The 25,950-nt window shown below is 74.2% G+C and carries 29 protein-coding genes; 12 read left to right on the forward strand and 17 right to left on the reverse strand.

What is annotated here, in order from left to right:
* Positions 1–5: 5 nt before the first annotated feature.
* Positions 6–1,040, reverse strand: coding sequence for a LacI family DNA-binding transcriptional regulator (locus ACFC1T_RS22595; protein ID WP_375891243.1), 1,035 nt, complete (start codon positions 1,038–1,040; stop codon positions 6–8).
* A 159-nt stretch (positions 1,041–1,199) separates the two neighbouring features.
* On the opposite strand from ACFC1T_RS22595, the gene ACFC1T_RS22600 reads away from it, so the two are divergent.
* On the forward strand, positions 1,200–2,153 hold the full coding sequence (locus ACFC1T_RS22600) for a DUF4436 family protein (protein WP_375891245.1): 954 nt from the start codon (positions 1,200–1,202) through the stop codon (positions 2,151–2,153).
* 18 nt (positions 2,154–2,171) lie between these two features.
* Here the strand turns inward: ACFC1T_RS22600 and ACFC1T_RS22605 are convergent, their stop codons facing one another.
* Positions 2,172–3,044: a MurR/RpiR family transcriptional regulator gene (locus tag ACFC1T_RS22605; protein WP_375891247.1), complete on the reverse strand. Its 873-nt coding sequence runs from the start codon at positions 3,042–3,044 to the stop codon at positions 2,172–2,174.
* A gap of 74 nt (positions 3,045–3,118) precedes the next feature.
* Here ACFC1T_RS22605 and ACFC1T_RS22610 point away from each other — a divergent pair, with 74 nt between their 5' ends.
* On the forward strand, positions 3,119–3,976 hold the full coding sequence (locus tag ACFC1T_RS22610; RefSeq protein WP_375891249.1) for an EamA family transporter: 858 nt from the start codon (positions 3,119–3,121) through the stop codon (positions 3,974–3,976).
* 89 nt (positions 3,977–4,065) lie between these two features.
* Here ACFC1T_RS22610 and ACFC1T_RS22615 read toward each other — a convergent pair whose 3' ends face one another.
* The 5 genes from ACFC1T_RS22615 to ACFC1T_RS22635 form a co-directional block, all read right to left on the reverse strand.
* A complete protein-coding gene (locus tag ACFC1T_RS22615; protein WP_375891251.1) occupies positions 4,066–4,821 on the reverse strand; it encodes a GNAT family N-acetyltransferase in 756 nt (251 codons plus the stop codon).
* Positions 4,822–4,967: 146 nt separating this feature from the next.
* Positions 4,968–6,062 carry a WD40/YVTN/BNR-like repeat-containing protein gene (locus tag ACFC1T_RS22620; protein WP_375891253.1) on the reverse strand — a complete coding sequence of 365 codons (1,095 nt, stop codon included), beginning with the start codon at positions 6,060–6,062 and terminating at the stop codon, positions 4,968–4,970.
* A gap of 169 nt (positions 6,063–6,231) precedes the next feature.
* Positions 6,232–7,677, reverse strand: coding sequence for a dihydrolipoyl dehydrogenase family protein (locus ACFC1T_RS22625; protein ID WP_375891255.1), 1,446 nt, complete (start codon positions 7,675–7,677; stop codon positions 6,232–6,234).
* Positions 7,678–7,786: 109 nt separating this feature from the next.
* On the reverse strand, positions 7,787–8,521 hold the full coding sequence (locus ACFC1T_RS22630; RefSeq protein ID WP_375891257.1) for an alpha/beta fold hydrolase: 735 nt from the start codon (positions 8,519–8,521) through the stop codon (positions 7,787–7,789).
* A gap of 167 nt (positions 8,522–8,688) precedes the next feature.
* Positions 8,689–9,078, reverse strand: coding sequence for a thioredoxin family protein (locus ACFC1T_RS22635; protein WP_375891259.1), 390 nt, complete (start codon positions 9,076–9,078; stop codon positions 8,689–8,691).
* Positions 9,079–9,239: 161 nt separating this feature from the next.
* Between ACFC1T_RS22635 and ACFC1T_RS22640 the strand changes: the two genes are divergently transcribed.
* Genes ACFC1T_RS22640 through ACFC1T_RS22650 form a run of 3 tightly spaced genes read left to right on the forward strand, consistent with a single transcriptional unit; the run spans position 9,240 to position 11,196 of the window.
* A complete protein-coding gene (locus ACFC1T_RS22640) occupies positions 9,240–9,851 on the forward strand; it encodes a hypothetical protein (RefSeq protein ID WP_375891261.1) in 612 nt (203 codons plus the stop codon).
* Between the two features lie 47 nt (positions 9,852–9,898).
* Positions 9,899–10,459 carry a sigma-70 family RNA polymerase sigma factor gene (locus ACFC1T_RS22645; protein ID WP_375891263.1) on the forward strand — a complete coding sequence of 187 codons (561 nt, stop codon included), beginning with the start codon at positions 9,899–9,901 and terminating at the stop codon, positions 10,457–10,459.
* Positions 10,456–11,196, forward strand: a complete 741-nt coding sequence (locus ACFC1T_RS22650; RefSeq protein ID WP_375891265.1) for a zf-HC2 domain-containing protein — start codon at positions 10,456–10,458, stop codon at positions 11,194–11,196. Before ACFC1T_RS22645 ends, ACFC1T_RS22650 begins: the two co-directional genes overlap by 4 nt.
* Before the next feature lie 83 nt (positions 11,197–11,279).
* Here the strand turns inward: ACFC1T_RS22650 and ACFC1T_RS22655 are convergent, their stop codons facing one another.
* From ACFC1T_RS22655 to ACFC1T_RS22665, 3 genes are all read right to left on the reverse strand, one after another.
* On the reverse strand, positions 11,280–11,984 hold the full coding sequence (locus tag ACFC1T_RS22655; RefSeq protein ID WP_375891267.1) for a hypothetical protein: 705 nt from the start codon (positions 11,982–11,984) through the stop codon (positions 11,280–11,282).
* 137 nt (positions 11,985–12,121) lie between these two features.
* On the reverse strand, positions 12,122–12,691 hold the full coding sequence (locus ACFC1T_RS22660) for a DUF1990 family protein (RefSeq protein ID WP_375891268.1): 570 nt from the start codon (positions 12,689–12,691) through the stop codon (positions 12,122–12,124).
* Positions 12,688–13,530 carry a YndJ family protein gene (locus tag ACFC1T_RS22665; protein ID WP_375891270.1) on the reverse strand — a complete coding sequence of 281 codons (843 nt, stop codon included), beginning with the start codon at positions 13,528–13,530 and terminating at the stop codon, positions 12,688–12,690. The genes ACFC1T_RS22660 and ACFC1T_RS22665 overlap by 4 nt, the downstream gene beginning before the upstream one ends.
* A gap of 157 nt (positions 13,531–13,687) precedes the next feature.
* On the opposite strand from ACFC1T_RS22665, the gene ACFC1T_RS22670 reads away from it, so the two are divergent.
* Positions 13,688–13,957 carry a DUF1876 domain-containing protein gene (locus ACFC1T_RS22670; RefSeq protein ID WP_375891271.1) on the forward strand — a complete coding sequence of 90 codons (270 nt, stop codon included), beginning with the start codon at positions 13,688–13,690 and terminating at the stop codon, positions 13,955–13,957.
* On the forward strand, positions 13,954–14,163 hold the full coding sequence (locus tag ACFC1T_RS22675) for a hypothetical protein (RefSeq protein WP_375891273.1): 210 nt from the start codon (positions 13,954–13,956) through the stop codon (positions 14,161–14,163). Before ACFC1T_RS22670 ends, ACFC1T_RS22675 begins: the two co-directional genes overlap by 4 nt.
* Positions 14,164–14,317: 154 nt before the next feature.
* Here ACFC1T_RS22675 and ACFC1T_RS22680 read toward each other — a convergent pair whose 3' ends face one another.
* The 4 genes from ACFC1T_RS22680 to ACFC1T_RS22695 form a co-directional block, all read right to left on the reverse strand.
* A complete protein-coding gene (locus tag ACFC1T_RS22680; protein WP_375891275.1) occupies positions 14,318–14,758 on the reverse strand; it encodes a PPOX class F420-dependent oxidoreductase in 441 nt (146 codons plus the stop codon).
* 29 nt (positions 14,759–14,787) lie between these two features.
* Positions 14,788–16,434, reverse strand: coding sequence for a cytochrome bc complex cytochrome b subunit (locus tag ACFC1T_RS22685; RefSeq protein ID WP_375891277.1), 1,647 nt, complete (start codon positions 16,432–16,434; stop codon positions 14,788–14,790).
* Between the two features lie 290 nt (positions 16,435–16,724).
* Complete coding sequence (locus ACFC1T_RS22690) at positions 16,725–18,266, reverse strand: MFS transporter (protein ID WP_375891279.1); 1,542 nt, start codon at positions 18,264–18,266, stop codon at positions 16,725–16,727.
* A gap of 184 nt (positions 18,267–18,450) precedes the next feature.
* Positions 18,451–19,131, reverse strand: a complete 681-nt coding sequence (locus ACFC1T_RS22695; protein ID WP_375891281.1) for a TetR/AcrR family transcriptional regulator — start codon at positions 19,129–19,131, stop codon at positions 18,451–18,453.
* Between the two features lie 290 nt (positions 19,132–19,421).
* Here ACFC1T_RS22695 and ACFC1T_RS22700 point away from each other — a divergent pair, with 290 nt between their 5' ends.
* Together ACFC1T_RS22700 and ACFC1T_RS22705 are read left to right on the forward strand one after the other, a co-directional pair.
* Positions 19,422–19,889, forward strand: a complete 468-nt coding sequence (locus ACFC1T_RS22700) for a Uma2 family endonuclease (protein ID WP_375891283.1) — start codon at positions 19,422–19,424, stop codon at positions 19,887–19,889.
* Between the two features lie 139 nt (positions 19,890–20,028).
* On the forward strand, positions 20,029–20,817 hold the full coding sequence (locus tag ACFC1T_RS22705) for a VOC family protein (protein WP_375891285.1): 789 nt from the start codon (positions 20,029–20,031) through the stop codon (positions 20,815–20,817).
* Between the two features lie 6 nt (positions 20,818–20,823).
* Here the strand turns inward: ACFC1T_RS22705 and ACFC1T_RS22710 are convergent, their stop codons facing one another.
* Both ACFC1T_RS22710 and ACFC1T_RS22715 read right to left on the reverse strand, forming a co-directional pair.
* On the reverse strand, positions 20,824–21,387 hold the full coding sequence (locus ACFC1T_RS22710; protein ID WP_375891287.1) for a hemerythrin domain-containing protein: 564 nt from the start codon (positions 21,385–21,387) through the stop codon (positions 20,824–20,826).
* 122 nt (positions 21,388–21,509) lie between these two features.
* Positions 21,510–22,106, reverse strand: coding sequence for a TIGR03086 family metal-binding protein (locus tag ACFC1T_RS22715; RefSeq protein ID WP_375891288.1), 597 nt, complete (start codon positions 22,104–22,106; stop codon positions 21,510–21,512).
* 192 nt (positions 22,107–22,298) lie between these two features.
* Between ACFC1T_RS22715 and ACFC1T_RS22720 the strand changes: the two genes are divergently transcribed.
* Positions 22,299–22,880: a DoxX family protein gene (locus tag ACFC1T_RS22720; protein ID WP_375891290.1), complete on the forward strand. Its 582-nt coding sequence runs from the start codon at positions 22,299–22,301 to the stop codon at positions 22,878–22,880.
* Positions 22,881–23,001: 121 nt separating this feature from the next.
* Here ACFC1T_RS22720 and ACFC1T_RS22725 read toward each other — a convergent pair whose 3' ends face one another.
* Positions 23,002–23,868 (reverse strand): PP2C family protein-serine/threonine phosphatase, encoded by an 867-nt coding sequence (locus ACFC1T_RS22725; protein ID WP_375891292.1) that lies wholly within the window; start codon positions 23,866–23,868, stop codon positions 23,002–23,004.
* Positions 23,869–24,013: 145 nt separating this feature from the next.
* Here ACFC1T_RS22725 and ACFC1T_RS22730 point away from each other — a divergent pair, with 145 nt between their 5' ends.
* Entirely contained in the window at positions 24,014–25,111 is a 1,098-nt protein-coding gene (locus ACFC1T_RS22730) for an LLM class flavin-dependent oxidoreductase (protein ID WP_375891294.1), read from the forward strand.
* Positions 25,108–25,737, forward strand: coding sequence for an FMN reductase (locus ACFC1T_RS22735; RefSeq protein ID WP_375891296.1), 630 nt, complete (start codon positions 25,108–25,110; stop codon positions 25,735–25,737). Before ACFC1T_RS22730 ends, ACFC1T_RS22735 begins: the two co-directional genes overlap by 4 nt.
* Positions 25,738–25,950: the final 213 nt, after the last annotated feature.

Here is a 25,950-nt window from a genome sequence, read left to right on the forward strand (position 1 = left end):
GTGGTCTAGGGCTGTTGCCCGGCATCGCCGGCCGGGCAGCCGCAGGAGCGCCGCACCACCAGCCGGGCCGGGAAGGTCCGGGCCCCGGCGGCGCGGCGCTCCGGGCCGCCGAGCACCAGGTCCACCGCGGCCCGGGCCATCTCGTCCTGCGCGGTGGTGACGGTGGTCAGCGCCGGTCCGGCGATCACCGCCTCCGCGATGTCGTCGAACCCGGCCACCGCGAGCTCCTCGGGCACCCGGATGCCCAGGTCGTCGGCGGCCCGCAGCAGGCCGATCGCCTGGTCGTCCGTCGCGCAGAAGACGGCGGACGGCCGGTCGGGCCGGCTCAGCAGGGTGAGCGCCTCGGCGTGCGCCCGGACCCGGTCGAAGGGCGCCGGGGTGAGCCGGCCGTCGGTGGACAGCCCGGCCTCGGCCAGCGCCTCGGCCCAGCCGGCCGTCCGCCCGGTGACCGGGTCGAGCGGGCTGAGCGCCAGGGTGCCGCCGAAGCAGTGCACCTCGGCGTGGCCGTGGTCGAGCAGGTGGCGGACCACCTCGCGGGCGCCGCCCTCGTCGTCGGCCACCACGGCCACGCCGTCGACGCTCTCGGTGCGGTGGTGCAGCAGCACGACCGGGGTGCCGTCGGCCGAGTCGAAGCCGCTCAGCCCGGGGGCGGCCGGGTCCTGGGTGACCAGGATCAGCCCGTCCACCTGCATCCCCAGGAAGGCCCGGATGTAGTGCGCCTCGCGCTCGTCCGCGTAGTCGGAGTTGCCGATCAGTAGCAGCCGGCCGTGCTCGGTGGCGGCCTGCTCCACGGCGTGGGCGAGCCCGGCGAAGAAGGGCTGCCGGGCGTCCGGCACGACCATGCCGAGCAGGTCGGTCCGGCGGCGGGCCATCGCCTGGGCGACCCGGTTGGGCCGGTAGCCGAGCTCCTCCACCGCCGCGAGCACCCGCGCCCGGGTGGCCGGTGCCACCGGACGCGGTCCGTCGTTGATCACATAACTCACGACCGCCGTGGACGTCCCCGCCACCCGCGCCACATCGTCCCGTGTCACCCTCGCCATGACGGATGAGCCTACACAGCGGCTCCGACCAGCGTGTTTTCCGCGTCCGCGGGGAGGCCCCGGGCGGCCCGCCCCGGTTGCGGAGCAGGTGGTAGCGTGCCGACGCTGGCGGGACGGGCGGCAGCAGGTGCCGCCGCCGCCGACCGTGGGAGCAGGTCGATGAGCACGCCGCCGCACCGCAGGGCCGTCCGGCCCCTGCGTCCGACCGCCCGGCCCAAGGTCCGCATCGACGCCCGGGTGCGCGCCACGAGCGCCACCCGGCCGAAGGTCCGCCCCTGGCGGGCGTACGCCGTGCTGGTGGCGATCGTGCTGTTCGTGGCCGCCGGCCTGGTGCTCTACTCCGACGAGCGCTCCACCCGCGGTCGGGCCCAGGAGGTGGGCGTCGACCACCCGTCGGACTTCCTGGAGGTCGACGTGGTGCTCCAGCGGGTCGACGCGGCCGCCCAGACCGTCGCCGCCAAGATCCTGGTGGTGCCGCACGGCGCCCTGGGGACGTCCGGCATCCAGCAGATCCCGGCGCAGGACGTGGCGCTGGAGACCACCTCGCTGGAGCAGACCGTGCTCAAGTACCCGGCCGGCCAGCCGATCCCCTCCAGCCCGGTGTCGTTCAGCCTCGCCGAGGGGCGGGTCACCGACTACCCCTTCGACGGCTACCGCGCACAGGTCGGCTTCCGGGCCACCGTCGGGGGGCGGCCGGTCCCGGTGACGATCGGGATCCAGGAGGCCGACCCGTTCTTCGCCTTCACCCAGGGGGAGAAGGAGACCGACGGCCTCGGCATCGCCGTCACCGAGCAGATCAGCCGCTCGCGCAGCACCTACATCCTGGCCTGGTTCATGATGGCGGCGATGTGGGCGCTGGCGCTGTCCGTCCTGGTGGCGGCCTGGCTGATCGTCCGGCAGCGGCGCGGGATCGTCTGGCCGGCCCTGAGCTGGATGGCGGCCACCCTGTTCGCGCTGGTCGGCATGCGCAACGCCGCGCCCGGCAGCCCGCCGATCGGCTCGCTGCTGGACTACGCGGCGTTCTTCTGGGCGGAGCTGCTGGTCGCGGTGGGCCTGACCATGGTCGTGGTGCGCGGCGCCCGGATCGAGGGCGCCCACCGGCCCAGCACGTAGCCGTCCTGATCGCCGGGGTCAGTACACGTAGTCCGCGCAGACGTCGGCGGCGAGCCGCAGGGCCTGCTCCGCGCGGGGCCCGCGCAGCGCCAGCAGGGTCTGGGCGAGCGCGTCCACGGCGGCCAGGTGGGCCAGCCGGCTGGCGGTGGTCTCCAGGCCGAAGACCAGGTCCTGCCCGCCCGCGACCAGGACGCAGGTCGCCGTCTCGGTGAGCGGCGAGCGGGCGTAGCTGGTGAGCGCCAGCACCTCGGCCCCGGACGCCCGGGCGGCCCGGGCGGCGGCCACCACGCTGTGGGTGGCGCCGGTGTGGCTGACGGCCAGGCAGACGGCGCCCGGCGGCAGCCCGGCGGCGACCAGCTGGGCGGTCATCGAGTCGGCCGGGGCGTCCACCACCAGGCCGAGCGCCCGCAGCCGGTAGGCGATGTCCAGAGCGACGGCGCCGGACAGCCCGGTGCCGACCAGCAGCACCCGGGGGGCGTCGTCCAGCAGTTCGGCGGCGGCCCGCAGGTCGTCCGGGCCGAGCGTGGCGGTGATGCCCTCCAGGGCGGCCCGGGCGGCGCGCAGGGTGTCGGCGAGGGCCCGGGCGGCCGGGTCGTCGGCGTCCGCGGCCGGTTCCGCGGCGGGGGCGGCCGGGGCGTGCAGGGCCGCGGCGATCTTCAACTCCTGGAAGCCGCGGAAGCCGAGCCGCTGGCAGGCCCGGACCACCGAGGAGGGTGCCGTCCCGGCCAGCGCCGCCACGTCGCTGACGCTCAGGTGCACCAGTTCGGCGCCCCGGTCCAGCACCACCCGGGCGACCCGCGCCTCGGTGCCGCGCAGCTCGCCGAGCCTGGCCCGGATCTGCGCGGCCAGCTGGGATTCCAGGGGCGTGAAAAATTCGGAACGTTCTTCCATGGCTCTAGGGTAGCGTGGAATCCAGTTCCAGCGCCGCCGGAAATCCGGCAGGCTGACGGGAGGGGAGCTTCGCCATGTCAGAAATCGGATCGGCCGTGCCGCTGGCCGTGCTCACGGCCGCCGTGCTGCACGCGGTGTGGAACGGGCTGGCGCACCGGATCCCGGACAAGATGGTCGGCTTCGCGCTGATCAACCTGACGTACACCGCCTGCGCGGTGGTGCTGGTGGCGGTCAACCCGCTGCCGGCGGCCGCCGCCTGGCCGTACCTGCTGGCCTCCACGGTGGTCCAGACGGTCTCGACGGTCCTGCTGCTGCGGGCCTACCAGCTGGGCGACTTCGGGCAGATGTACCCGATCGCCCGCGGTTCGGCGCCGCTGCTGGTCGCCCTGCTGTCGGTCACGGTGCTCGGCCAGCACCTGGGCGCGGGCGAGCTGGCGGGCGTGGTGGTGATCTCCTGCGGGCTGATCGGGCTGGCCTTCGCCCAGGGCATACCCGGGCGGGCGCAGCTGCCCGCTCTCACGGCCGCCGCCGGCACCGGGGCGATGATCGCCGGGTACACGGTGCTGGACGGCAGCGGCGTCCGGCACGCCGGCACCGTCGGCGGGTACGTGGCCTGGCTGTTCCTGCTCCAGGGGCCGGCGCTCGTCGCAGTGGTCTGGGCCCGGCGCGGCCGCACCCTGCTCACCGGGATGCGCGGGGTGCTGCCGGTCGGGGTCCTCGGCGGGGTGCTCTCGCTGACGGCGTACGGCCTGGTGGTCTGGGCGCAGTCCCGGGGCAACCTGGCGACGATCGCGGCGCTGCGCGAGACCAGCATCGTGATCGCCGCGCTCATCGCCACCGTGGTGTTCCGCGAGCGCCTCGGGCGGCTGCGGCTGACCGCCGCGTTCACCGTCCTCGGCGGGATCGCCGTCCTGGAGCTTGCCCGGCCCTGAGCCCTGGCGCCCGCGGCTCAGGGGTCAGGACTCAGCGCTCAGGACTCAGCGCTCAGGGCCTTGGGTCAGGGCCTTGGGCCGGGCGGGCCTCAGGCGGCGTCCGGCACGATCACGGTCAGCGAGGTCTCCCGCAGCTCGAAGCCCAGGGCCTCGTAGACCCGGCGGGCCGGGTTGCCCTCGGAGACCACCAGGTGCACGTCGGCCAGCCCGCGCCCGGCGGCGTCCGCGACCGCCCGGCGGAGCAGGTCGGCGCCGAGGCCGCGGTAGCCGCGCCGCGGGTGGCGGAAGACCTCCGCGACCCAGGGCAGGCCGTCGCGGTCGGTCAGCACGGCGGCGCCGACCACCCGGTCCTCGGCGTCCACGGCGAGCAGGCTGGACGGCAGCACCGGGCCGATGGCGCTCCCGGCCAGCAGCGGGCCGATCCGTTCGGCCAGGGCCCGGGCGTCGTCCCCGGGGAAGTGGTCCACGTGCGCCGGGTCGAAGGCGGCCCGCCACGGCTCCAGCAGTTCCTCGGGCGCGCGGTCGCAGGGCACCGCCCGCAGCCCCTCCCGCAGCGGGGCCCCGGCCCAGTCGGCGGGCGGGGGGTCGGCGCGCAGGTCCCGCCGGAAGGTGTGGGCGTGGCGCAGGGCCGTCGCGCCCTGCGCGAGCAGCCGCTGCCCGAGCTCGGGGCTGCCGGAGACCACCCAGCCCGCCAGTTCTGCGCGGACGTACGCCACGGCGTCCGCCGAGTCGTCCAGCACCTCCAGCAGGTCGGCCCAGGGGCGTCCCTCCCGCTCGCCCTGCTGGTACCGCAGCACCGGCGCTCCGGCGCCGTCGTGCCTGATCACCCAGTCCGTTTCGGGCATGGCCCCACCCCACTTCGCGAGAATCACGAGAATCACGAGATCGTTCGTCGGCGGCCCATGCTCACCAGAACCGGAGCGTCCCGGCAACCGGTTTTCGACCGGCCCGGCCGCCGGTCGCTCGGCCCACCGCCCGGCCGCCCGGTCGCTCAGCCCACCACCGCCGCCCGGACGCAGAGCACGTCCGGCAGGTGGGAGACCAGCAGTGACCAGGTCTCGCCCTCGTCGCGGCTGCCGTACACGTCGCCGGTCCGGTTGCCGAAGTAGATCCCGGCCGGGTCGGCGTCGTCGGTGCGCAGGGCGTCGCGCAGCACGATGCCGTAGTGGTCCTCGCCGGGCAGCCCGTCGGCCAACTGCTGCCAGCTGGTGCCGCCGTCGGTGGTGCGGAAGACCCGGCAGCGGCGGCCGGGCGGGATCCGGTCGTCCGAGCCGCCGAGCGGGAAGAGGTAGGCGGTGTCGCCGCGGCGCGGGTGGGCGGCGACCGCGAAGCCGAACTCGGCGGGCAGGCCGTCCGCGATGGAGTGCCAGCTCCCGCCCCGGTCGTCGCTGCGGTAGACCCCGCCGTGGTTCTGCAGGTAGAGCCGGTCGGGGTGGACCGGGTCGGCGGCGATCTTGTGCACGCACTGGCCGAACTCGGGGTACTGGCGCTCCTCCGGGAAGAACTCGGCGCGCAGGCCGGTGTTGGAGGGCTCCCAGCTGTCGCCGCCGTCCTTGCTGCGGTAGACGCCGCCGCTGGAGACCGCGACCAGCAGCCGTTGCGGGTCGCGCGGGTCGGTGAGGACGGTGTGCAGGCCCTGGCCGCCGTAGCCGGCGCCCCACGCGGACCGCTGGGGGTGGTTCCAGAGCGGTTCGACCAGGGTGAAGCTCTCGCCCCCGTCGGTGGAGCGGAACAGCGCGGCGGGTTCGGTGCCCGCGTACACCACCCCGGGGGCCTCCGGCCCGGCGGGCTGGAGCTGCCAGACCCGGGTGAGCGAGGCGCCGGTCGACTCGGGGAAGCGGATCGCCGGCCGGGCCGGCTCGTGCCAGCGGGCGCCGAGGTCGTCGGAGCGCCACACCGAGGGCCCCCAGTGGCTGCTGTCGGCGCCGACCAGCAGTCTGGTGCGGCCCTCGCGGCGGTCGATCGAGACGGAGTAGATCGCGTTCATCGGGAAGTGCGGCCCGCTGAAATCCCAGTCCAGCCGGTCGCGGCTGCGGCCGAGAAAGAGGCCCTTCTCGGTTCCGACGGCCAACAGCACCTCGGTCATGTCTCACACCACCTGATCGCGAGCGGCCCCCCGCGACGACCCCCCGGGGCGCGGCGGACGCGACCCCACCGCCCAGTGTCCCGCCGTCCACCGGCGGTCACACCTCGCCGCGCCGCGCCCCTGAGGGGGAGGGACGCCCCGGGAGGGGGCGTCCGGAGGTGCCGGGGGATCAGCCCCGGCAGCCCTCCAGCAGCCGCAGCCACACCTCGCTGATCGTCGGGTAGGCGGGGACGGCGTGCCAGAGCCGGTCGACCGGCACCTCGCCGACCACCGCGACGGTCGCCGAGTGCAGCAGTTCGGCGACGGCCGGGCCGACCAGGCAGGCGCCGATGATCACCTGCCGGTCCAGGTCGAAGACCACCCGGGCGCGGCCGCGGTAGTCGTCGGCGTAGAGCGAGGCCCCGGCGACGTTGCCGATCTCGTGGTCGACGGCCTTGACCCGCAGGTCGAGCCGCTCGGCCTCGGCCAGGGTCAGGCCGACGGCCGCGACCTCGGGTCGGGTGAACACCACCTGCGGCGCTCCGGCGAGGTCGGCGGACGCGGAGTGCGCGCCCCAGCGCGAGGTGTCCAGTGCGCGCCCTTCGGCCCGGGCGGCGATCGCCCCGCCGGTGATCCGGGCCTGGTACTTGCCCTGGTGGGTGAGCAGCGCCCGGTGGTTGACGTCCCCGGCGGCGTACAGCCACTCGCCGTCCACGCCCAGCACCGTGCAGCTGTCGTCCACGTCCAGCCAGCTGCCCGGCCGCAGTCCGACCTGCTCCAGCCCGATGTCGGCGGTGCGCGGGGCCCGGCCGGTGGCGTACAGCACCTCGTCGACGGTCAGCTGCTCGCCGCCGGAGAGCGTCAGCACCGCCGGCCCGGTGGCGTCGGCGCGCTCCAGGGCCGTCACCTCGGTGCCGAAGCGGAGGTCCACGCCGGCCTCCCACAGCCCCTCGGCCACCAGCTCGCCCGCGAAGGGCTCCATCCGCGGCAACAGGGTGTCGCCGCGCACCAGCAGCACCACCTCGGAGCCGAGCGCCCGCCAGGCGGTGGCCATCTCCACGCCGACCACCCCGCCGCCTACCACCGCGAGCCGCCCGGGGACGGTCGGCGAGCCGGTCGCCTCCCGGTTGGTCCACGGGTGGGCCTCCGCCAGCCCGGGCACGGTGGCGGGCAGCACCGGGCGGCTGCCGGTGCACACGGCGACGGCGTGCCGGGCGGTGAGCACCCGCTCGGTGCCGTCCTCCGCCTCCACCGTGACGGTCCGCACGCCCGCCAGCCGGCCGTGGCCGCGGACCAGCTCGATGCCGGTGTCCCGCAGCCACTGCACCTGGCCGTCGTCCTTCCAGTGCGAGGCGAAGGAGTCCCGGCGGGCCAGCACCGCCGCCGCGTCCAGCCGCCCGTCGCCGACCGCCTCCCGGGCGCCGCCCACCGTGCGGGCGTCGTCCAGCGCGGCGGCCGGGCGCAGCAGCGCCTTGCTCGGCATGCAGGCCCAGTACGAGCACTCGCCGCCGACCAGTTCGGCCTCCACGATCACCGTGCTCAGGCCCGCGGCGACGGTCCGGTCGGCCACGTTCTCGCCGGTCGGCCCGGCGCCCAGGACGATGACGTCGTACTCCCCGGTGGTGCTGCTGGTCATGTCCGGTCCTCCGTGGTCTCGCGGGTCGCCCGGTCCCCGACCGGGTGCGGCGTGCGCCCCATCCTGCGACGCGGACCGGCCGGAGTACGGGCGAACACGCCAACCGTGATCAGATCGCCGCGAGTTCCGCGAGCAGCGCGGCGGTGTCGGCGGGGCGGGAGAACATCGGCCAGTGCCCGGTGGGCAGTTCGCGCAGTTCCCAGTTCGGCCCGTCCAGCCCGACGAACCACGGGTGGCCGGCCGCGATCATCTCCCGTACCCGGTCGAGCGGGAAGGAGCAGGAGACCAGGGCCTGCGGCAGGGCGGCCCCGGCGCCGGTCAGCCGGAGCCGGTCCCGGTACGCCCCGGCCGGGTGCGGGGTGACCCGGGTGCCGATCCGGGCCAGCGCGGCCCCGTCCAGGCCCTCGGTGCTGGCGCCGGAGGCGGCGATCGCGTCCCACGGCGGCATCGGCAGGCGGCCGTCGACCACCGAGGCGTCGGCGGCCTCGCGGTAGTCGGGCTGCCAGAGGTCGTAGAGCGAACCGCCGTCCGCCATCGGCCCGCTGTCCAGGTAGACCACCCGCCGGATCCGCTCCGGCATCCGGTCCGCGACCCCGCCGACCGGGGCGCAGGCGCCGCTGTGGGCGACCAGCACCACGTCCCACAGGTCCTCGCGCACCAGCAGGTCGGCGAGGTCCGCGATGTGCTCCTCCAGCCCGAAGTCGCCCTGCTCACCGGCCCGTTCGGCGAGCCCGGGCAGGCTCACCGGGTGGACCCGGTGCCCGGCCGCGCGCAGCGGCGCGGCCACCTCGTCCCAGGCCCAGGCGCCGAGCCAGAATCCGGGAACCAGTACGAAGGTGCTCATGGTGGACCGTCCTTCCGCGGTGGGGACCCCCGTCACCCGCGACTCTAGGAGCGGATCGGGGCGGAGCCCACCGGATAACCCGGCCCGGGAGGGGCGTCCCCGGCGGAACACCCGGAGAGCCGCAGCTCCCCGGGCCCCCGGACGGCCCAGGACCCAGGGCCCGGAGATCAGGCCTGGCCCTCGGCCGCCTGCTCCTCCGCCACCTTGCGCTTGACCTCGGTCATGTCCAGCTCGCGGGCCTGGCCGATCAGGTCCTCGAACACCGGCTCCGGCAGCGCCCCGGCCTGGGAGAAGATCAGCACGCCCTCGCGGATGATCGCCAGCGTGGGGATCGACTGGATGCCGAACGCGGCGGCCAGCTCCTGCTGGGCCTCGGTGTCGACCTTGGCGAAGACGAGGTCCGAGTGGCGCTCCGCGGCCTTCTCGTACACCGGGGAGAACTGGCGGCACGGCCCGCACCACCCGGCCCAGAAGTCGATCAGGACGAAGTCCTTGCCCTCCGGGCCCGGGACGATGTCGTCGAAGTTCTCCTTGGTCAGCTCGACCGTGTTGCTCATCTCGCGGGTCCTTCCCTTCCGAAGGTGCCGGTACGGATCATGCGCCCGGGACAACGGTGATGCCCGCCGGGGTATTCCGGGCCCGGCCGGTATTGAGCAGCGGGCGGCCACCGTCCGTACTGAGGGGTGTCCAGTCCGTTCACCGACGCGGGAGGCTCCCCATGCGCAGCACCCCACCCCGCACCCGCCGGGCCGTCGTGCTCGCCGCCTCCGGCCTCGCCACGGCGGCCCTGGTCGCCGGCTGTGGGTCCTCCGGATCGAGCAAGTCGAGTGCGCCGAGCCCGTCGAGCCCGTCGAGCAGCTCCAGCGCCCCGGCCGCCGCCACCCTCCGGACCGCCGACGACCCCGAGCTCGGCACCATCGTCACCGACAGCGCGGGCTTCACGCTCTACCGCTTCGACCAGGACCAGAGCAACCCCTCGGACTCGTACTGCAACGGTAACTGCGCCACCCTGTGGCCGCCCGAGCACGCCAACGGCGACATCACGGCCAAGGGCATCGACAGCAAGCTGGTCGGCAGCTTCACCCGCGACGACGGCACCAAGCAGGTCACCGTCAACGGCTGGCCCGTCTACCGCTACTCGCCGGACGCCAAGCCCGGCGACACCAAGGGCGAGGGCGTGGCCGGCCAGTGGTTCGCGGTGACCCCGACCGGCGGCAAGGCGATGCCGAGCGGCACCCCGGCACCCGCCACCCCGGCACCGAGCACCCCCACCCCCACCCCCACCCCCACCCCCACACCGACGCCCACCCCGCCGTCGTCGGGCTACTGACCGACCGCTGACCACCGCTGACCATCGCCCTCGACCGGGAGGCCCGGGTGCGCAACCATGAAGTGGTGACCGAGGAGCACCCCGCCGCACACGGCCAGGGGGCCGCGGACGAGGAGCTGATGCGGGCCCTGTACCGCGAGCATGCCGGACCGCTGTTCGGCTTCGTGCTCCACCTGGTCGCCGGGGACCGGCAGCGCGCCGAGGACGTCGTCCAGGAGACCCTGGTCCGGGCCTGGCGCAACATCCACCGGCTCGACCCGCAGGCCGGCTCGCTGCGCCCCTGGCTGGTCACCGTGGCCCGCCGGATCGTGATCGACGGCCACCGCAGCGCCGGCGCCCGCCCGCGCGAGGTGGAGGCGGCGGCCCTGGAGCAGCTGCCCGCCGAGGACGAGATCGACCGGGCGCTGCGGATGATGACCGTCGCCGACGCGCTCGCCGACCTCTCGCCCGCCCACCGGGAGATCATCGTCGAGACCTACCTCAAGGGCCGCACCGCCAAGGAGGCGGCCGCCGTCCTCGGCATCCCGGCCGGAACCGTCCGGTCGAGGGTGTTCTACGCACTGCGCTCGCTCCGGCTCGCGCTGGAGGAACGGGGAGTGACATCGTGACCGAGCGGCCCGACCTCCGCCCCGGCCCGTCCGGTGGCCCCGAGCACCTGGACGTCGCGTCGTACGTCCTCGGCCTGCTGGAGCCCGCCGAGCGCGCGGCCTTCGAGCGGCACCTGGCGGACTGCCCGCAGTGCACCGGGCAGGTCGGCGAACTGGGCTTCGTGGAGCCGATGCTGGGCGCGTACGTGGCGTCGGCACGGGCCGCCGGGCTGGACCCGGCCGACTTCGCGCCGGCACCGGACGGGCGGCTCCTGGACCGGCTGGTCGCCGAGGTCGCGGCCGGCCGTCGGCGTGGCCGGGTGCGGCGGCTGGTGCTCGCCCTGGCCGCGACCGCGATGGTCGCGGCCGGCCCGGCCGTCACGGCCGCGGTGCTCACCGCGGAGACCACGCCCGCCGTGGTCGCCGTCGCCGAGCAGTTCAGCGCCAGCGACCCGGCCACCGGGGCCAAGGCCACCGTCGGCGTCGACGGCACCACCTGGGGCAGCCGGGTCAGCCTGCAACTCTCCGGCGTACAGGGTCCGTTGACCTGCCGCCTGGTCGCCGTCTCGCACGGCGGCGAGCACCAGACCGTCACCACCTGGTACGTCCCGGCGGACGGTTACGGCGAACCCGACGCCCCGGGCGTGCTGCGCACCACCGGCGGGGCGGCCATGCAGCCGGGCGCCATCGACCACTTCGAGGTGCGGGTCCAGAACTCCGACGCCCTGCTGGTCTCCGTCCCCGCGCACCGATCGTGACCGCGCACCCGGGGTAGCCGCGCACCGATCGTGACCGCGCACCCGGGGTGGCCGCGCACCGATCGTGACCGGGCGGGACCGGTTCAGCCCGGAAGGTGCAGCACGACGTACCCCATCAGCCGCCGCACCCGGGCCGCGCCCAGGTGGGCGGGCCAGTACGGGTTGGGCTCGCCGCCACCGGTCATGTGCTCCCGCCGCCAGGTCCGGCCCCAGCCGACCCGCAGCTCCTGCTGGAAGCTGTGCCACCGGCCGCACGGGCACGGCACCAGCACCCGGGCGCAGGTGCGGCACAGTTCGGCCCGGTCGTGGCCGGTCGACACCTCCACCGCGGGCCCTTCCTCCCCGCAGGCCGGGCAGCCGGGCAGTTCGGCCCCGTCCAGCAGCGCGTTCTGCCGTCGGACGTAGTCGGGCAGGCGCAACGCCGGGTGCAGGAAGGGGTCGTGGCGCCAGGCGTCGTTCGGTGAGGTCCACCAGGGCTGGTTCCACCACACCGGCGTCGCCGCCCGGCGGCCGTCCCGCTTCTCGGCCCGCCGCTGCGCCGCGTACTGCTCCGCCCGGGCCAGCCACAGCTGCCGCGCCTCGTGCAGTTCCTCCACCGCCCGCACCAGGGACTCCGGGTCGGCCTCCAGGTGCCGGGGCATCCGGGCGCTGAGCGTCAGGTGGTGGTAGGTCGCCCGCAGGCCGTACGGGGCGAAGCCGGTCAGGCAGGTGCGCAGGGCGCTGTGGCGCCGGTGGACGGGCAGCGCGGCGTCGAGGACCAGGGCCCGGTGGGTGTGGAAGCTGGTCACGGCGCCGGCTCCTCGCCGTCCTCGGGGGTGACCGCCCCTGGAGCCGGAACCGGCACCGGGGGCGGCGGTGTCATCCGGCGATCATGCCGCAGACCCGGGCCGGGCGGCGAGCGGATTCACGCCGCCGCCGGGCGGGGTCAGCGCGGTCCGCCCCGGGCGGCGTCCGCCGCGATCGCCGCCAGCACCCGCCCGCAGCGCCGGACGAAGGCGTGCTGGAGGAGCGGGAACAGCGGGCCGACCAGCCGGGCCCACCAGGCGACCGGCCGGCTGAACGCGGTGACGCCGAACCAGACCGTCCCGTCGGGCGCCAGCTCGACCAGGAAGGTCTCCTCGCCCCGGCCGAGGTGTCCGGGCCTGGTCCCGTAGGTGAAGCCGTACCGGTCCGGGCCGTCGACGGCGGCCAGCACCCGGTTGGGCGCGCCCGCCCGCAGCGGACCGACGCCGATCGCGCAGCGGACGGCGACGCCCGGGGCCGCCCGGTCGGCCTCCGCGTCGATCCGGACGCCGGCCAGCCGGTGCATCCGCCAGCCGAGCAGCGCGGCCCCGGCGACCTCCAGGGCGGCGCGTCCGTGGCCGATCGGGGCCCGGTGCCGCAGGTGGTGGTAGCCGGCGGGCAGCTCGCCGGTGCGGCTGGCGCCCTGCTCGGGGTAGCTGTAGTCGGCTCCGGGGTGACCGGGGTCGGTCCCGAGGTGGCTGCGGTCGTTCATCGGGCGTCCTCCGCGGTGGTGATCCGGCGCCAGGCGAGGAGCGCGCAGAGCGCGAAGCCGAGCGCGTTGCCGAGGCCGTGGGTGGCGGCCATCCAGGCCAGGGTGGGGTGGGGGAGCCCGGCGGCCCGGCCGAGCGCCCACCACAGGGCGAGCAGCATGGTGAGCGCCAGCACGCCCGAGGAGACGGTGAGCAGTCCGGCGGTGACCGGGTCGGCCGCGCGGGGGCGCAGGTCGCGCCAGCTGACCAGGCCGACCAGCCACATCCCGGTGCTGAGGACGACCGCCCCGGCGAACTGCCACCAGTTGCCGAGGAAGTACCCGGCGAGCACCAGCAGGGTGCCGGCCGGGACGCTGAGCGCCGCGCAGCGGGCCGCCGCGGAGCCGGGCGCCGAGGCGCGGCAGACCAGTCCGGCGACCAGCGCGGCGGTGAATCCGGCGTAGTGGAAGTGCGGGACGGTCAGTGCCAGGGTGTGCGGTTCGAAGCCGAACAGCGGGTAGCCGGAGCGTTCGGCGACCAGCGCGACCCCGGCCACCGAGGGCGCGGCGAGTGCGGTGAGCACGGCGATCTCGGCGGGGGCGAGCGAGCGGGTGCGGGCCAGTCGCCGGGGCGCGTGCAGGGCGACGGCCAGGGTGCCGAGGGCGTAGAGGACGGCGGTGGCGGTGGCGAGGCCGCCGCGGGGCAGCCAGAGCGACAGCGCCCCGGGGACGGCGGCGAGCGGCCAGAGCCGGCGGATCCGGGCCAGCCCGGGTTCGTCGACCAGGGCCAGGCCGAGCGGCAGGACGGCGCCCATGCCGAGCAGGACCAGCAGGTCGACCAGTTCGGTCGTGCCCTTGTCCATGGCGGGCACACCCCCTCTTGAACGCGTTCAAATACCCTTCGTCCGCGACTCTACGTCGCCGAGTTGAACATGTTCAACCTGACTCCGGACCGGCTGGCCTGGTGATCACGCTGGGTGCGGCGCACTCTGGAGGAGTAACCGATGGAGGTGATCCGCCATGCAGACTCTGGTCGGTTGGCACATCGAGATGGAGTTCCGCGAGGAGGGCGCGCGGACGACCGCCGCCGCCCTGCTGCGGCTCGGCGACGGGACGGAGGTGCGGGCCCACGGCTACAGCAGCCGCCACCCCTCCGACCCGGAACAGCTGCGGGTGGGCGAGGAGATCGCGGGCGCCCGCGCGCTCAACGACCTGGCCTCGCAGCTGCTCACCAAGGCCCACGGCGAGATCCAGGACGTCAGCCCGGTCCCGACCCACCCGCTCTCGTGACCGCCCCGCACCCGGACGGCGGCCAAGGCCAGGCCGGACGGGACCCGAACCGGCCGCGCATCCCGCTGATCTGCCCGCGCTGCGGCCACGAGCAGCGGGTCGTCCCCGGCGGCCCCGAGCGGGCGGTCAGGGTCGTGCACCTGGGGACCGGCCGGGAGGCCTGCGAACCGGGGGACCTGGCCCGGGCCCCGGACGACGGGGCCTGACCGGCGACGCCCCGGACGCCCGCGTCGGAAACGCCGAGCGCCGGAAGGGCCGACACCGGAAACGCCGAGCACCGGAAACGCCGAGCGCCGGGCCCGTTCCCACGGATCCCGGCACTCGACGCGCCCCGGGGTGCCCGAAGCCCTTCCGCGCCGCTCAGTTGACGCAGTACGTCCCCGGCGGGCGCCACTCCGGCCCGACCAGCCGCTGCTCCAGCTCGTTCGGCGTGATCCGGATCCCGACCGTCCCGGACAGCCCGACCCGGAACCGACTCCGGGCCAGCGTGAGCAGGGCCGTCAGGCCGTACTTGTTGATCAGTGAGGTGCGGTAGCGCGCGGTCGCGTCGGCGTCGCAGAGCCGGGCGCGGGCCGGGAGCCGGCGGCCGGTGGGCCGCCCGTGGGCGTCGCAGGGGCCGATCAGCACCCGGGGGTGGCGGCGGATCCGTTCGGCCTCACCGGAGTGGGCCGGGGTCCAGACGCCGAGCGCCCGGCCGTCCGCGACCACCCACAGCTGGGTGTCCAGTCGGCTGCCGTCGTCGCCGAAGGTGGTCAGCAGGAGGTACTTGCTGTCGGCGAGCCGGTCGGTGGGGTCGTGCATGATCTCCTCCCTCGCACAGGGGGGCGGGGTCAGTGGTGACCGTGGCCCTCGCCCTCGGTGATCTCGCGGTGCTCGCGGTGGTCGTGGTGCTCGCGGTACTCCTCGGCGGTGGGCTTCCCGATCCGCGCGTGCTCGCCGTGGAACCCGCGGGACAGCCGCACGCGGGTGCGGGTGAGCGCGCCCGCCGGCCGGGTCACTCCATTCTCGTCGACCGCGGGCGGCAGTTCGAGGGGGCGGGGCTGCTCGTGTGCGGTGAGCCGGTGCAGTTCGGCGGGCGCGAGCCCGGCGTGCACCTCGGTGAACTCGCCGTGCGGCAGCCGCTTGACGACGCCGGTCTCCCGGCCGTGCAGCACCTTGTCGCGGTCCCGCCGTTGCAGGCCCAGGCACCAGCGCTTGGTGACCACGAAGACGGCCACCGGGACGACGAAGAAGCCGATCCGCACGGCGTAGGTGATGGCGTTGAGCGACAGGTGCAGATGGGTGGCGATGAGGTCGTTGCCGCCGCCCGCGAGCATCACCAGGTAGACGCTGATCCAGGCCGCGCCGAGGGCGGTGCGGACCGGCGCGTTGCGCGGCCGGTCGAGCAGGTGGTGCTCCCGGGCGTCGTTCGTCACCCAGCCCTCGACGAACGGGTAGACCGCGATCGCGCCGAGGATCACCGGGAACAGCGTGAACGGGATCAGCACCCCGAGGTTGAGGGTGTGCCCCCACAGGCCGACCTCCCAGCCCGGCATCACCCGGATCAGGCCCTCGGCGAAGCCCATGTACCAGTCGGGCTGGGCGTCGGTGGAGACCTGGTCCGGACGGTAGGGGCCGTACGCCCAGATCGGGTTGATCGTGGCGATCGCCGACATCAGGGCGACGATCCCGAAGACCAGGAAGAAGAAGCCGCCGGCCTTCGCCATGTAGACCGGCATCAGCGGCATGCCGACGACGTTCTTCTCGGTCCTGCCGGGGCCCGCCCACTGGGTGTGCTTGTGGTAGAAGACCAGGATCAGGTGCGCCACCAGCAGCCCGAGCATGATGCCGGGCACGAGCAGCACGTGGACGGTGAAGAACCTCGGGATGATGTCGTGCCCGGGGAACTCCCCGCCGAACAGGAACATCTGGATGTAGGTGCCGACCAGCGGCACGGCCAGCACCACGCCCTCGATGAACCGGATGCCGGTGCCGGAGAGCAGGTCGTCCGGGAGCGAGTAGCCGAAGAAGCCGTCCAGCATGCCGAGGAACAGCAGCAGGAAGCCGAAGACCCAGTTGACCTCGCGCGGCTTGCGGAACGCTCCGGTGAAGAACACCCGCATCATGTGCACGAACATCGCCGCGACGAAGACGATCGCCGCCCAGTGGTGGATCTGGCGGATCAGCAGTCCGCCGCGGACCTCGAAGCTGATGTCCACGGTGGAGGCGTAGGCCTCGGACATCCGGATGCCCTTGAGCGGGACGTACGAGCCGCTGTAGACCACCTCGCCCATGCTCGGCTTGAAGAACAGGGTCAGCCAGACGCCGGTCAGGATGATGATCAGGAAGGTGTAGAGGCAGATCTCGCCCAGCATGAAGGACCAGTGGTCCGGGAAGATCTTGCGCAGGTTGGCCCTGGCGAGGGAGTGGATCCCCAGTCGGCCGTCCGCCCAGTCGGCGGCCCGCTGCCCCCGCCCTGGGTTCTGATTCCGGGTCATGTGCACGCACCTCGGTCCGAAGGAAACGGGGACCAGTCCCCGCTTCGTACGGACGCCACCATAATCGGGGACTGATCCCCACTTCTACCCGGGGCCCCTTCCGCCGCGGCTCGCCGCTCCCGGACGGCCCGTTCGGAAACGGCGAACGGCGCGTCCCGGAAACGGCCAACGGCCCCTCCGGAAACGGTGAACGGCCCGCCCCGGAAACGGCGAACGGCCCGCCCGGTGTCGTGGAAGACACCGGACGGGCCGCATGCGCACCCGAGTCACCCCGTGGGGCCCCGCGAGGGTCAGTGCACCAGCACCGGCACCTCGTCGCTCTTCGCCGCACCCGAGCCGGCACCCGTGGTGTCGGGGCGACCGGCGTTGATGAAGGTGAAGGCGACGGCGGCGGCCGCTACCAGGATCCCGAAGGACACCCAGATCGCGGTCGAGAAGCCGTGCACCATGCCCTGGAACTGCACGAGCTTGGCGGCCTCCGGGCTGGCCGCGGTGGCCAGCGAGGTGGCGTGCGAGGTCAGCCAGCTGGTGGTGGCGCTGGCCGCGATGGTGTTCAGCAGCGCGGTGCCGATGGCGCCGCCGACCTGCTGCGAGGTGTTGACCATGGCCGAGGCCACGCCCGCGTCACGCGGCTGGACGCCGTAGGTCGCGAGGCTCATGGCCGGCATGAAGGCGGTGCCCATGCCGAGGCCCATCAGGACCAGACCGGGCAGGATCAGCGCCGGGTACGAGGTGTCCAGGCCGATGTGGGTCAGCAGGAACATGCCGACCGAGGCGGTCAGGAAGCCGGGCGCCATCAGGTAGCGCGCCGGGACGCGGGTCATCAGCCGGGCGCCGATCTGGGTCGAGCCCGTGATCATGCCCGCCACCATCGGCAGGAAGGCGACGCCGGTCAGCACCGGGCTGTAGCCGCGCACGACCTGGAGGTAGTAGGTCAGGAAGAGGAACAGACCGAACATGCCGATCACGGCCATGCCCAGCGACAGGTAGACCCCACCCCGGTTGCGGTTGAGCACCACGCGCAGCGGCAGCAGCGGGGCGGCGACCGCGCGCTCCACGATCACGAAGGCGGTCAGCAGCACGACGGCCGCGGCGAACAGCGCCAGGGTGCTGCCGGCGGTCCAGCCGCTGGACTCGGCGCGGGTGAAGCCGTACACCAGCGAGACCAGGCCGGTGGTCACCAGCACCACACCGGGGATGTCCAGCTTGTTGCGGTTGCGGCCCCCGACGGGCTCGCTGATCACCAGGACGGCGCCGGCGATGGCCGCGATGGCGAACGGGATGTTGACGTAGAAGGTCCAGCGCCAGTTCAGGTACTCGGTCAGCGCACCGCCGAGGATCAGGCCGATGGCGCCACCGCCACCGGCGATCGCCCCGTAGATGCCGAAGGCCTTGGCGCGCTCCTTGGCCTCGGTGAAGGTCACGGCGAGCAGCGACAGCGCGGCCGGCGCGAGCAGTGCGCCGAACACGCCCTGGAGGGCGCGGGCGCCGAGCAGCATCGCGGTGTTGACCGCCATGCCGCCGAGCGCGGAGGCGAGGGCGAAGCCGGTCAGACCGACGATGAAGGTCCGCTTGCGGCCCCAGAGGTCCGCGATCCGGCCGCCGAACAGCAGCAGGCCGCCGAAGGCCAGCGCGTAGGCGGTGATCACCCACTGGCGGTTGCCGTCGGATATGCCCAGGTCGGTCTGGGCGGACGGCAGGGCGATGTTCACGATGGTGGCGTCGAGGACGACCATCAGCTGGGCCAGGCCGATGAAGATCAGCGCCTTCCAGCGCCTGGGATCGGGGATCGTCGCCGGAGCGGCGTCGGTCTGAGACATGGGGGTACCCATTTCACGGTGCGTGGTGTGCGAGAACGGTCAACTGCCGTACGGGAACGGCAGGTTGCCGTACGGGTGCGAGGGCGCGCGGACGCGCCCGGAGGCGACTCCGGTCAGTCGCGCGGAAGGTGGGGTGCGAGGGGGGTCGGATCGGCTCGGATCAGGATCGGATCAGTGGTTGGGTCCAGGTGGTCGGTCAGTGCCGAGGGCGGAAGTCCTCGAAGGTCGCGGCCCGGCCGGGCAGCGCCGAGCGGGCCGGCGCGCGCAGGCCGTCCAGGAACAGCTGCAGGTGGCGGTGGACGAAGTCGTCGAGCAGTTGGCAGGAGGTGCCCGGCAGCGGCCGGGTCAGCTGGCTCATTGCGACGAACAGGTCCCCGTGGTCGACGTCCGGCCGGAGCTCGCCGGTGGCCCGGGCGCGCTCCATCAGTCCGCTCACGGCGGACCGCAGGCGCTCCCGCGTCTCGGTCAACTCCGGGTCGTCCGGATCGACGGTGCTGGTGAAGACGGCGCAGAGCCCGCCGACCTTCTCCGCCACGGTCGCGTGCACGAACCGCTGCAGAGCGTCGAACGGACCGCCGCCCACTCCCGCGTCCGCCTCGGCCGTCGCCGTCTCGGCGAGGGCCAGGATGCGGTTCTTGACGAGCAGCGCCACTTCCTGGATCAGCGCCGCGCGGTCCGGGAAGTTCCGGTACAGCGTGGCATTGCCGACCCCCGCCCGCTTCGCGATCTCGTCCAGCGGCACCTCGGCACCGTGCTCGACGAACGCGTCCCGGGCCGCCAGTACGATCCGCTCCCGGTTTCGGCTCGCGTCCGCACGCAACTTCGGCGTGCGCACACTCCCCGTGGAACGGGCCGGCTCTGCGGCGACGGTGGTCATGGCGACGTGCTCCTCCAGAATACCGGGGAAGTTCTCCCCGCTTTCTCCAACGTACTCGCAAACGGGGAATCTGTCCCCGCAATTTCCTCCCATGCTGTGACCTGCGTCACGTTTGCGGTTCCCGCCTGCCGATCTCCTCGTTGTCCGATCGGACAACCAGGCGGCGGAGGAGGACCCGTGAGCGTGATCTCTGGACGCCCGCAGATGGTGCCCGAGGAGTTCGAGGAGCTCGCGCGTCTCGCCCCCGGGCGGTCGAAGGAATCCGGCTGGAGTTCCTCGGCGGGCGGCTGGTGGTCCAGCCCCGACCCGACGGCAACCACGGACGGGTGGTCGAGTGGCTGGTGCGCAGGTGTCTGCACGTGCGGCCGGAGCAGTTCCTGCACAGCCACGGCCTGAAGGTGCAGGCGCTCCGGGACGGGCGGGCGCACCCTGACGGCGTCCTGGCGCCCTCGGAGGCCTTCGCCGGCCTCGGTGCGTGGGCGGACGTCGAGGAGGTGCTGATGGTCTTCGAGGTCACTGACGACGATGCGGACGCCGACCACCGGGCCTGCGTCGAGAAGCCGCGTGCCTACGCCGAGGCCGGCATCCCCGTCTACCTGCTGATCGATCGCGACTCCGCCGAAGTCGTCGTCCACAGCCGGCCGGACGGCGTTCGCTACGAAACCGTCCGGACCTTCGCCTTCGGCAAGAGCGTCCGCCTCCCCGACCCGGTCGGCATCGTCCTCGACACCGAGCCGCTCAAGAACTGGGTGCGCTGAGCCCGGCCGTGCCTTCCCGGGTGGGCTGCTCCGCCCGCCCTAGGCTGTGGGCGTCCCGGGCGTCCCGGGCGTCCCGGGCGGCCGGTGGGCCGCGGGAGTCGGGAGGGGCCCGGCGGCCGGGTGGGCGAGGAGGTCCGCGATGGGCAGCGAGGAGACGACCGCCAAGGTGCGCTGCGTGGCGGCCGTTCCGTGCTGGGTGAGCCTGATGGCCCGGGACCTGGAGAGCGCCACGGGGTTCTACGGTCCGCTGCTGGGTTGGGAGTTCGAGCCCGGCCCGGAGCGCTTCGGCCCGTACGTGCACGCGGTGACCGGCGGGGAGGCGGTGGCCGGGTTGGGGGTGGCGGGCCTGGGGGCGGTACCGCTCGCCTGGACCAGTTACTTCGGGACGGAGAGCGCCGACGCCGCCGCCGACGCCGTGCGCGAGCGCGGCGCGACCCTGGCGGTCGGCCCGCTGGCCTTCGACGCCGGGCGGGTGGCCTTCGCGGCGGACCCGGCCGGGGCGGTGTTCGGCATCTGGGAGGGCCCGCCGGGCCGGGCCCGGCGGCTGGACGTGCCGGGAGCGCCGGTCTGGATCGAGCTGCGCACCCCGGACCCGTTCGCGGCGGCGCTGTTCTACGGCGAGGTGTTCCGCTGGGACGGCCGGGACCCGGAGCGCTTCGAGGTCCGCTGGGAGCACGACCGGGTGGTGCTGCGCGCGGAGGGGCACAGCGTCGCGGCGCTGGCCAAGGAGCAGGCGGGCGGACCGGCGGGCCCGCCGCCGCACTGGGAGGTCTCCTTCGCCGTCCCGGACACCGACCGGGCGGTGGCGCGGGCGGTTGAGCTGGGCGGGGCGGGGATCGGACCGGTCTTCGACTCCCCGTACGGCCGGGTGGCCCGGCTGCGGGACCGTGACGGCGCCCGCTTCGCGGTGATCAGCCCGAAGAGCTGACCGGCCTCAGCCCGCGGGGCCGCTGCCCGCCGGTTCGGCGCCCGCCGGTTCGGTGCCCGCCGGTTCGGTGCCCGCTGGTTCGGCGCCTCTCGCTTCGGTGCCCGCAGGATCGCTGCCCGTCGGCTCGGTGTCCGCCCGCTGGGCCCGGAGCCGTTCGCCGAGTTCCGCGCGGGTCGTTGCGGGCAGGGCCTTGCGGGCGGCCGGGAAGACCGTCTTCTCCTCGCCGGTGAGGTGCCGCCGGAGGGTGTCGCCGAGGCCGTGCAGGAGGGTGTCGAAGGCCGGGTCGTCCGGGCCGAGTCCTTGCAGGTCGGCGAGGTACTGCCCGATCGCGAGGTGGTCGTGGATGCTGCTGAACACCAGGGCCCCGCCCTCGGGCACGTCGTGCTGGACGAGCGGGAAGAGGTGCTCCTCCTCGGCGGCGCAGTGGCTGAACAGCAGGTCGGTCAGCCTGCTGACCAGCTCGCCGCGCTCGGCCGAGCCGGCCGGCGCCGCCTCGGCGCGGTCGAGCAGGTCGGTGGCCGCCTTGTGGTCGGCGGTGAACTCGCCGAGGATGTCCGGCCTGCGGCTCATGGCGTGCCCGCCTCTCGTCCGGGATCAGGACTTGCCCCCCGTACTGTCCAGTATCCGGCGCCGCCGCGCGGAACCCCGGTCCGGGCCGCTGCTGGGTGCGGGTTCCGCGGCGAAATCCCTGCTCAGCCGCCGTCCCGCCGCCCGGTGAGGGCCAGCAGCCGGGTCTGCGGGGCGGCGTCCGAGGGGACCGGCAGCGGCGGGTCGAAGAGTCCGCTGCCGGAGAGGTCGCCGTAGCCGCCGATCTCGCCGAGCGCGAAGTCCACCAGGCTGGCCGGGAGCCGGGTGCGGGTGCCGATGCCCTCGGCGAGGTCCCAGGCGTGGACGACCAGGTCGGTGGTGAGCTGGTCCAGGTAGTACTGCCCGGAGACGTCCGCGAAGGAGAGGTGGACGGTGAGTTCGGTGGCGCCGGGCACGTCCCAGGCCTGCCGGGCGGCTTCGGCGGCGGAGTTCCAGGCGGCGACCGGGTCGTCGCCGAGCACGTCGCCGTCGTAGCGGCCGCCGACCTCGGCGATGGTGGCGCCCATCAGCAGGTCGGGGACCCAGAGCTGCTCGCCGGTGAGGTGGTTGACCAGGTCCCGCACCGTCCAGTCGGCGCACGGGGTGGGGGAGTCCCAATGGCCGGGGGCGATCAGCCGGACCCGTTCGTCGAAGGCGGCGAGCGCCTCGGGGTAGGGCGTGCCGGGCCGGTCGGCCGGCGGGCGTTGCCTGCGGTGAGCCATGTCTCCACCCTGCCCCTGCCCAGGTGGGGTGCGCGAGTCGTCCATGCACCGTCAGTTGTTCAAATTCGAACTCCACGGTACGGTCGAGGAGTGGCCGGTTCAAATTTGAACAAAAGGCGCGGCGTGTCCCACCCCGCCCGGCCGCATCACCACACACACCCCTACGACCGACCCCGATCGATGGAGACGCGCATGCCGAGCAGCAGCCCGAGCACGACCGCCGCCACCAGTCCCACCAGCCCCGCCGCCCGCTCCGCACGGGGCGGCTCCGGGTCCGCGACGACCTCCCCGCACGCCTACGACGCCGGACTCCTGCTCCTGCGCCTGGTGCTCGGCCTGACCATGGCCGCGCACGGCAGTCAGAAGCTGTTCGGCTGGTTCGGGGGCGGCGGGATCGACGGCACCGGTCAGTTCTTCACCATGAGCGGTTACCCGGCCGGCAACGCCATGGCCGTGGTGGCCGGCCTGACCGAGGTCCTGGGCGGACTCGGCCTCGCCGTCGGCCTGTTGACCCCGCTGGCGGGCGCCGCGATCGTCGGCACGATGGTCAACGCGATCGCCGTCACCTGGGGCGGCGGCTTCTTCGCCCCGAAGGGCAGCGAGTACGAGCTGCTGCTGACGGCGGGCGCCGCCGCCCTGGCGCTGACCGGCCCGGGCCGCTACGCGGTGGACCGCTTCCTGCCGGTGTTGAAGGCGCACCGCCTGGCGTACGGCGCGGCCGCCGTGCTGGTCGGCCTGGTGACGGCCGGAGTGATCCTGCTGCTGCGCAAGTAGCCGCCCGGCAGTGGCCCAACTCGCTTTTTCGGAAGCCGTGCTGACGAACCGTCGGCACGGCTTCCGGCGTCCCGGTGTCCGGCGTCCCGGTGTTCGGCGTTTCCGGGGGCATCGCGCGCGGCTACTCGCCGATCCGCACCAGCGCCAGGGTGATGTTGTCCGGGCCGCCCGCTTCGACGGCCGCCCTCCACAGCTCGAAGGCGGCCCTGCCGTCGGCCCGGTCGGAGGGCCCGTCCGCGCGGGCGAGCAGTCCGGCGAGCTCCTCCTCGGGTACCGGGTCGGTCAGGCCGTCGCTGCACACCAGGTAGCGGTCGCCGGCGGCGAGCGGCGCGACCCGTACGTGCGGTTCGACGAAGGTGAGTCCGAGCGAGCCGCCCAGGGTCTGGGTGACCAGCGGGGTGGTGCGCTGTCCGGGCGGCAGCGGCGGGCTGTCGTCCACGCTCACCCGCTCCAGGCTCACCCGCTCCAGGCTCACCCGCTCCGGGGCCTCCCGCCCCGGGGCCTCCCGTGCCGAGGTCCCCCGCTCCGGGCTCGACCGCTCCGGGGGCGACGGCTCCGGCCCGCCACTGCTGATCCGGTAGACCCGGCTGTCGCCGACGTTGAAGACCACGGCCCGGTCGGGCAGCAGCACCAGCCCGGCGACCGTCGTCCCCATCGCGGCCAGCTCCGGCTCCCCGGCGGCGGCCGCGTAGACCGCCCGGTTGCACTCCTGGAGCTCCGCCCGGACGGCCTCCTCGCCGTCCAGTCCGCCTCCGGCGGCGGCGAGCCGGCGGGCGACCAGGGCGCTGGCGACCTCGCCGCCGGGGTGGCCGCCGAGGCCGTCGGTCACGGCGACCACGCAGGGCGGGCCGAGCGGGAAGAGCAGGGTCTGCGGGTTGGTGGTCACGGTGGCGCAGAGCGTCCACGGGCCGATCGTGAGGCTGTCCTCGTTGTGCTCCCGCACCAGGCCCTCGTGGCTCAGTGCGCTCACCGCGATGTACGGCGCCATCGGTTCGCCGTCCTTCCGCGGGCTCCGGCGGTTGCCGGGCCCGCCTTCCATTGTCGGCGGGAAGCGCGGGAATAACGATCCGCGCCTGCGTGCTAGGGTGGTTGAAAGTTGAACGACTTGGACCTCCTGGAGTGTGGTGAGCAGCATGCAGTTCGGAATCTTCACCGTCGGCGACGTCACCCCCGACCCGACCACCGGACGCACCCCGAGCGAGCACGAGCGGATCAAGGCGATGGTGGCCATCGCGCGCAAGGCCGAGGAAGTGGGCCTGGACGTCTTCGCGACCGGCGAGCACCACAACCCGCCGTTCGTCCCGTCCTCGCCGACGACCATGCTCGGCTACATCGCCGCGCAGACGGACCGGATCATCCTCTCGACCTCGACCACGCTGATCACCACCAACGACCCGGTGAAGATCGCCGAGGACTTCGCGATGCTCCAGCACCTCGCCGACGGCCGGGTGGACCTCATGATGGGCCGCGGCAACACCGGCCCGGTCTACCCGTGGTTCGGCAAGGACATCCGCCAGGGCATCCCGCTCGCGGTCGAGAACTACGCGCTGCTGCACCAGCTGTGGCGCGAGGAGGTCGTCGACTGGCAGGGCCGCTTCCGCACCCCGCTGCAGTCCTTCACCTCCACCCCGCGCCCGCTGGACGACGTCCCGCCGTTCGTCTGGCACGGCTCGATCCGTAGCCCGGAGATCGCCGAACAGGCCGCCTACTACGGGGACGGCTTCTTCGCGAACAACATCTTCTGGCCCAAGGAGCACTTCCAGAAGCTGGTCGACCTCTACCGCGAGCGCTACGCCCACTACGGGCACGGCACCCCCGAGCAGGCGGTCGTCGGCCTCGGCGGCCAGCTGTTCATGCGGAAGAACTCCCAGGACGCGGTGCGCGAGTTCCGCCCGTACTTCGACAACGCGCCGGTGTACGGGCACGGGCCCTCGCTGGAGGAGTTCACCGAGCAGACCCCGCTGACCGTCGGCAGCCCGCAGGAGGTCATCGAGAAGACGCTGACCTTCCGCGAGACCTTCGGCGACTACCAGCGCCAGCTGTTCCTGATGGACCACGCCGGCCTGCCGCTCAAGACCGTGCTGGAGCAGCTGGACCTGCTGGGCGAGGAGGTCGTGCCGGTGCTGCGCGAGGAGTTCGCCAAGGGCCGTCCGGCCGAGGTCCCGGACGGGCCGACCCACGCCGCGCTGGTCGCGGCCCGTGACAAGGAGACCGTGGAGGTGGCCGAGTGACCGCGTTCAAGCTGGCCGTGGTGAGCGCCGGCCTCAGCAAGCCGTCCTCGACGCGGCTGCTGGCCGACCGGCTCGCCGAGTCGACCGTGCGCCGGCTCGCCCTGGAGGGGCGGGAGGTCGAGGTCACCGTGGTCGAGCTGCGCGACCTCGCCGTGGACATCGCCAACAACTTCGTCACCGGCTTCCCGGCCGCCGCGCTGCGCGGGGCGATCGGGACGGTGACGGGGGCGGACGCGGTGATCGCGGTGACGCCGATCTTCACGGCCTCCTACAACGGCCTGTTCAAGTCCTTCTTCGACCTGGTCGACCACGACGCGCTCACCGGCAAGCCGGTGCTGATCGCCGCCACCGGCGGCACGCCACGGCACTCGCTCGCCCTGGAGCACGCCGTCCGGCCGCTGTTCAGCTACCTGCGCGCGGTGGTGCTGCCGACCGCCGTGTACGCGGCCACCGACGACTGGGGCACGGCGGGCGACGCGCTCACCGACGGCCTGCCGGGCCGGATCGACCGCGCGGCGGGCGAGCTGGCGGCCCTGCTGGCGGGGCGGGCCCCGGCGGCGGAGGCGGCGGCGGTGCCGGAGCAGGTGGTCCCGTTCGCCGAGCAGCTGGCGGCGTTGCGGGTCTGAGGGCCGGACCTGAGGGGCGGGTGCGCGACGGTGCGCCCCGCCCCTTCCGCCTGTCCGCCCCTCCGCAGGTCCGCCCCTTCCGCACGTCCACCCCTCCGCAGGTCCGCGCCCGGCCGCCCGCCGTGCGAGGTCCTCATCGGCATGATCAGATTGGTGCCGATCCGTCGCGATCCGTTCACACCCCGTGAGAGAGCGCTCCGCGAGCCGCCTCCC

It is taken from the genome of Kitasatospora sp. NPDC056076, from assembly GCF_042266305.1.
Classification (GTDB): Bacteria; Actinomycetota; Actinomycetes; order Streptomycetales; family Streptomycetaceae; genus Kitasatospora.

Coding starts and splice junctions, on each gene's coding strand:
- ACFC1T_RS22665 (WP_375891270.1), bottom strand. CDS start 13,530: ATGGACAAGGGCACGACCGAACTGGTCGACCTGCTGGTCCTGCTCGGC.
- ACFC1T_RS22670 (WP_375891271.1), top strand. CDS start 13,688: ATGCAGACTCTGGTCGGTTGGCACATCGAGATGGAGTTCCGCGAGGAG.
- ACFC1T_RS22620 (WP_375891253.1), bottom strand. CDS start 6,062: ATGACCGAGGTGCTGTTGGCCGTCGGAACCGAGAAGGGCCTCTTTCTC.
- ACFC1T_RS22635 (WP_375891259.1), bottom strand. CDS start 9,078: ATGAGCAACACGGTCGAGCTGACCAAGGAGAACTTCGACGACATCGTC.
- ACFC1T_RS22640 (WP_375891261.1), top strand. CDS start 9,240: ATGCGCAGCACCCCACCCCGCACCCGCCGGGCCGTCGTGCTCGCCGCC.
- ACFC1T_RS22695 (WP_375891281.1), bottom strand. CDS start 19,131: ATGACCACCGTCGCCGCAGAGCCGGCCCGTTCCACGGGGAGTGTGCGC.
- ACFC1T_RS22690 (WP_375891279.1), bottom strand. CDS start 18,266: ATGGGTACCCCCATGTCTCAGACCGACGCCGCTCCGGCGACGATCCCC.
- ACFC1T_RS22715 (WP_375891288.1), bottom strand. CDS start 22,106: ATGGCTCACCGCAGGCAACGCCCGCCGGCCGACCGGCCCGGCACGCCC.
- ACFC1T_RS22720 (WP_375891290.1), top strand. CDS start 22,299: ATGCCGAGCAGCAGCCCGAGCACGACCGCCGCCACCAGTCCCACCAGC.
- ACFC1T_RS22600 (WP_375891245.1), top strand. CDS start 1,200: ATGAGCACGCCGCCGCACCGCAGGGCCGTCCGGCCCCTGCGTCCGACC.
- ACFC1T_RS22685 (WP_375891277.1), bottom strand. CDS start 16,434: ATGACCCGGAATCAGAACCCAGGGCGGGGGCAGCGGGCCGCCGACTGG.
- ACFC1T_RS22595 (WP_375891243.1), bottom strand. CDS start 1,040: ATGGCGAGGGTGACACGGGACGATGTGGCGCGGGTGGCGGGGACGTCC.
- ACFC1T_RS22710 (WP_375891287.1), bottom strand. CDS start 21,387: ATGAGCCGCAGGCCGGACATCCTCGGCGAGTTCACCGCCGACCACAAG.
- ACFC1T_RS22660 (WP_375891268.1), bottom strand. CDS start 12,691: ATGAACGACCGCAGCCACCTCGGGACCGACCCCGGTCACCCCGGAGCC.
- ACFC1T_RS22705 (WP_375891285.1), top strand. CDS start 20,029: ATGGGCAGCGAGGAGACGACCGCCAAGGTGCGCTGCGTGGCGGCCGTT.
- ACFC1T_RS22725 (WP_375891292.1), bottom strand. CDS start 23,868: ATGGCGCCGTACATCGCGGTGAGCGCACTGAGCCACGAGGGCCTGGTG.
- ACFC1T_RS22625 (WP_375891255.1), bottom strand. CDS start 7,677: ATGACCAGCAGCACCACCGGGGAGTACGACGTCATCGTCCTGGGCGCC.
- ACFC1T_RS22605 (WP_375891247.1), bottom strand. CDS start 3,044: ATGGAAGAACGTTCCGAATTTTTCACGCCCCTGGAATCCCAGCTGGCC.
- ACFC1T_RS22630 (WP_375891257.1), bottom strand. CDS start 8,521: ATGAGCACCTTCGTACTGGTTCCCGGATTCTGGCTCGGCGCCTGGGCC.
- ACFC1T_RS22615 (WP_375891251.1), bottom strand. CDS start 4,821: ATGCCCGAAACGGACTGGGTGATCAGGCACGACGGCGCCGGAGCGCCG.
- ACFC1T_RS22730 (WP_375891294.1), top strand. CDS start 24,014: ATGCAGTTCGGAATCTTCACCGTCGGCGACGTCACCCCCGACCCGACC.
- ACFC1T_RS22610 (WP_375891249.1), top strand. CDS start 3,119: ATGTCAGAAATCGGATCGGCCGTGCCGCTGGCCGTGCTCACGGCCGCC.
- ACFC1T_RS22680 (WP_375891275.1), bottom strand. CDS start 14,758: ATGCACGACCCCACCGACCGGCTCGCCGACAGCAAGTACCTCCTGCTG.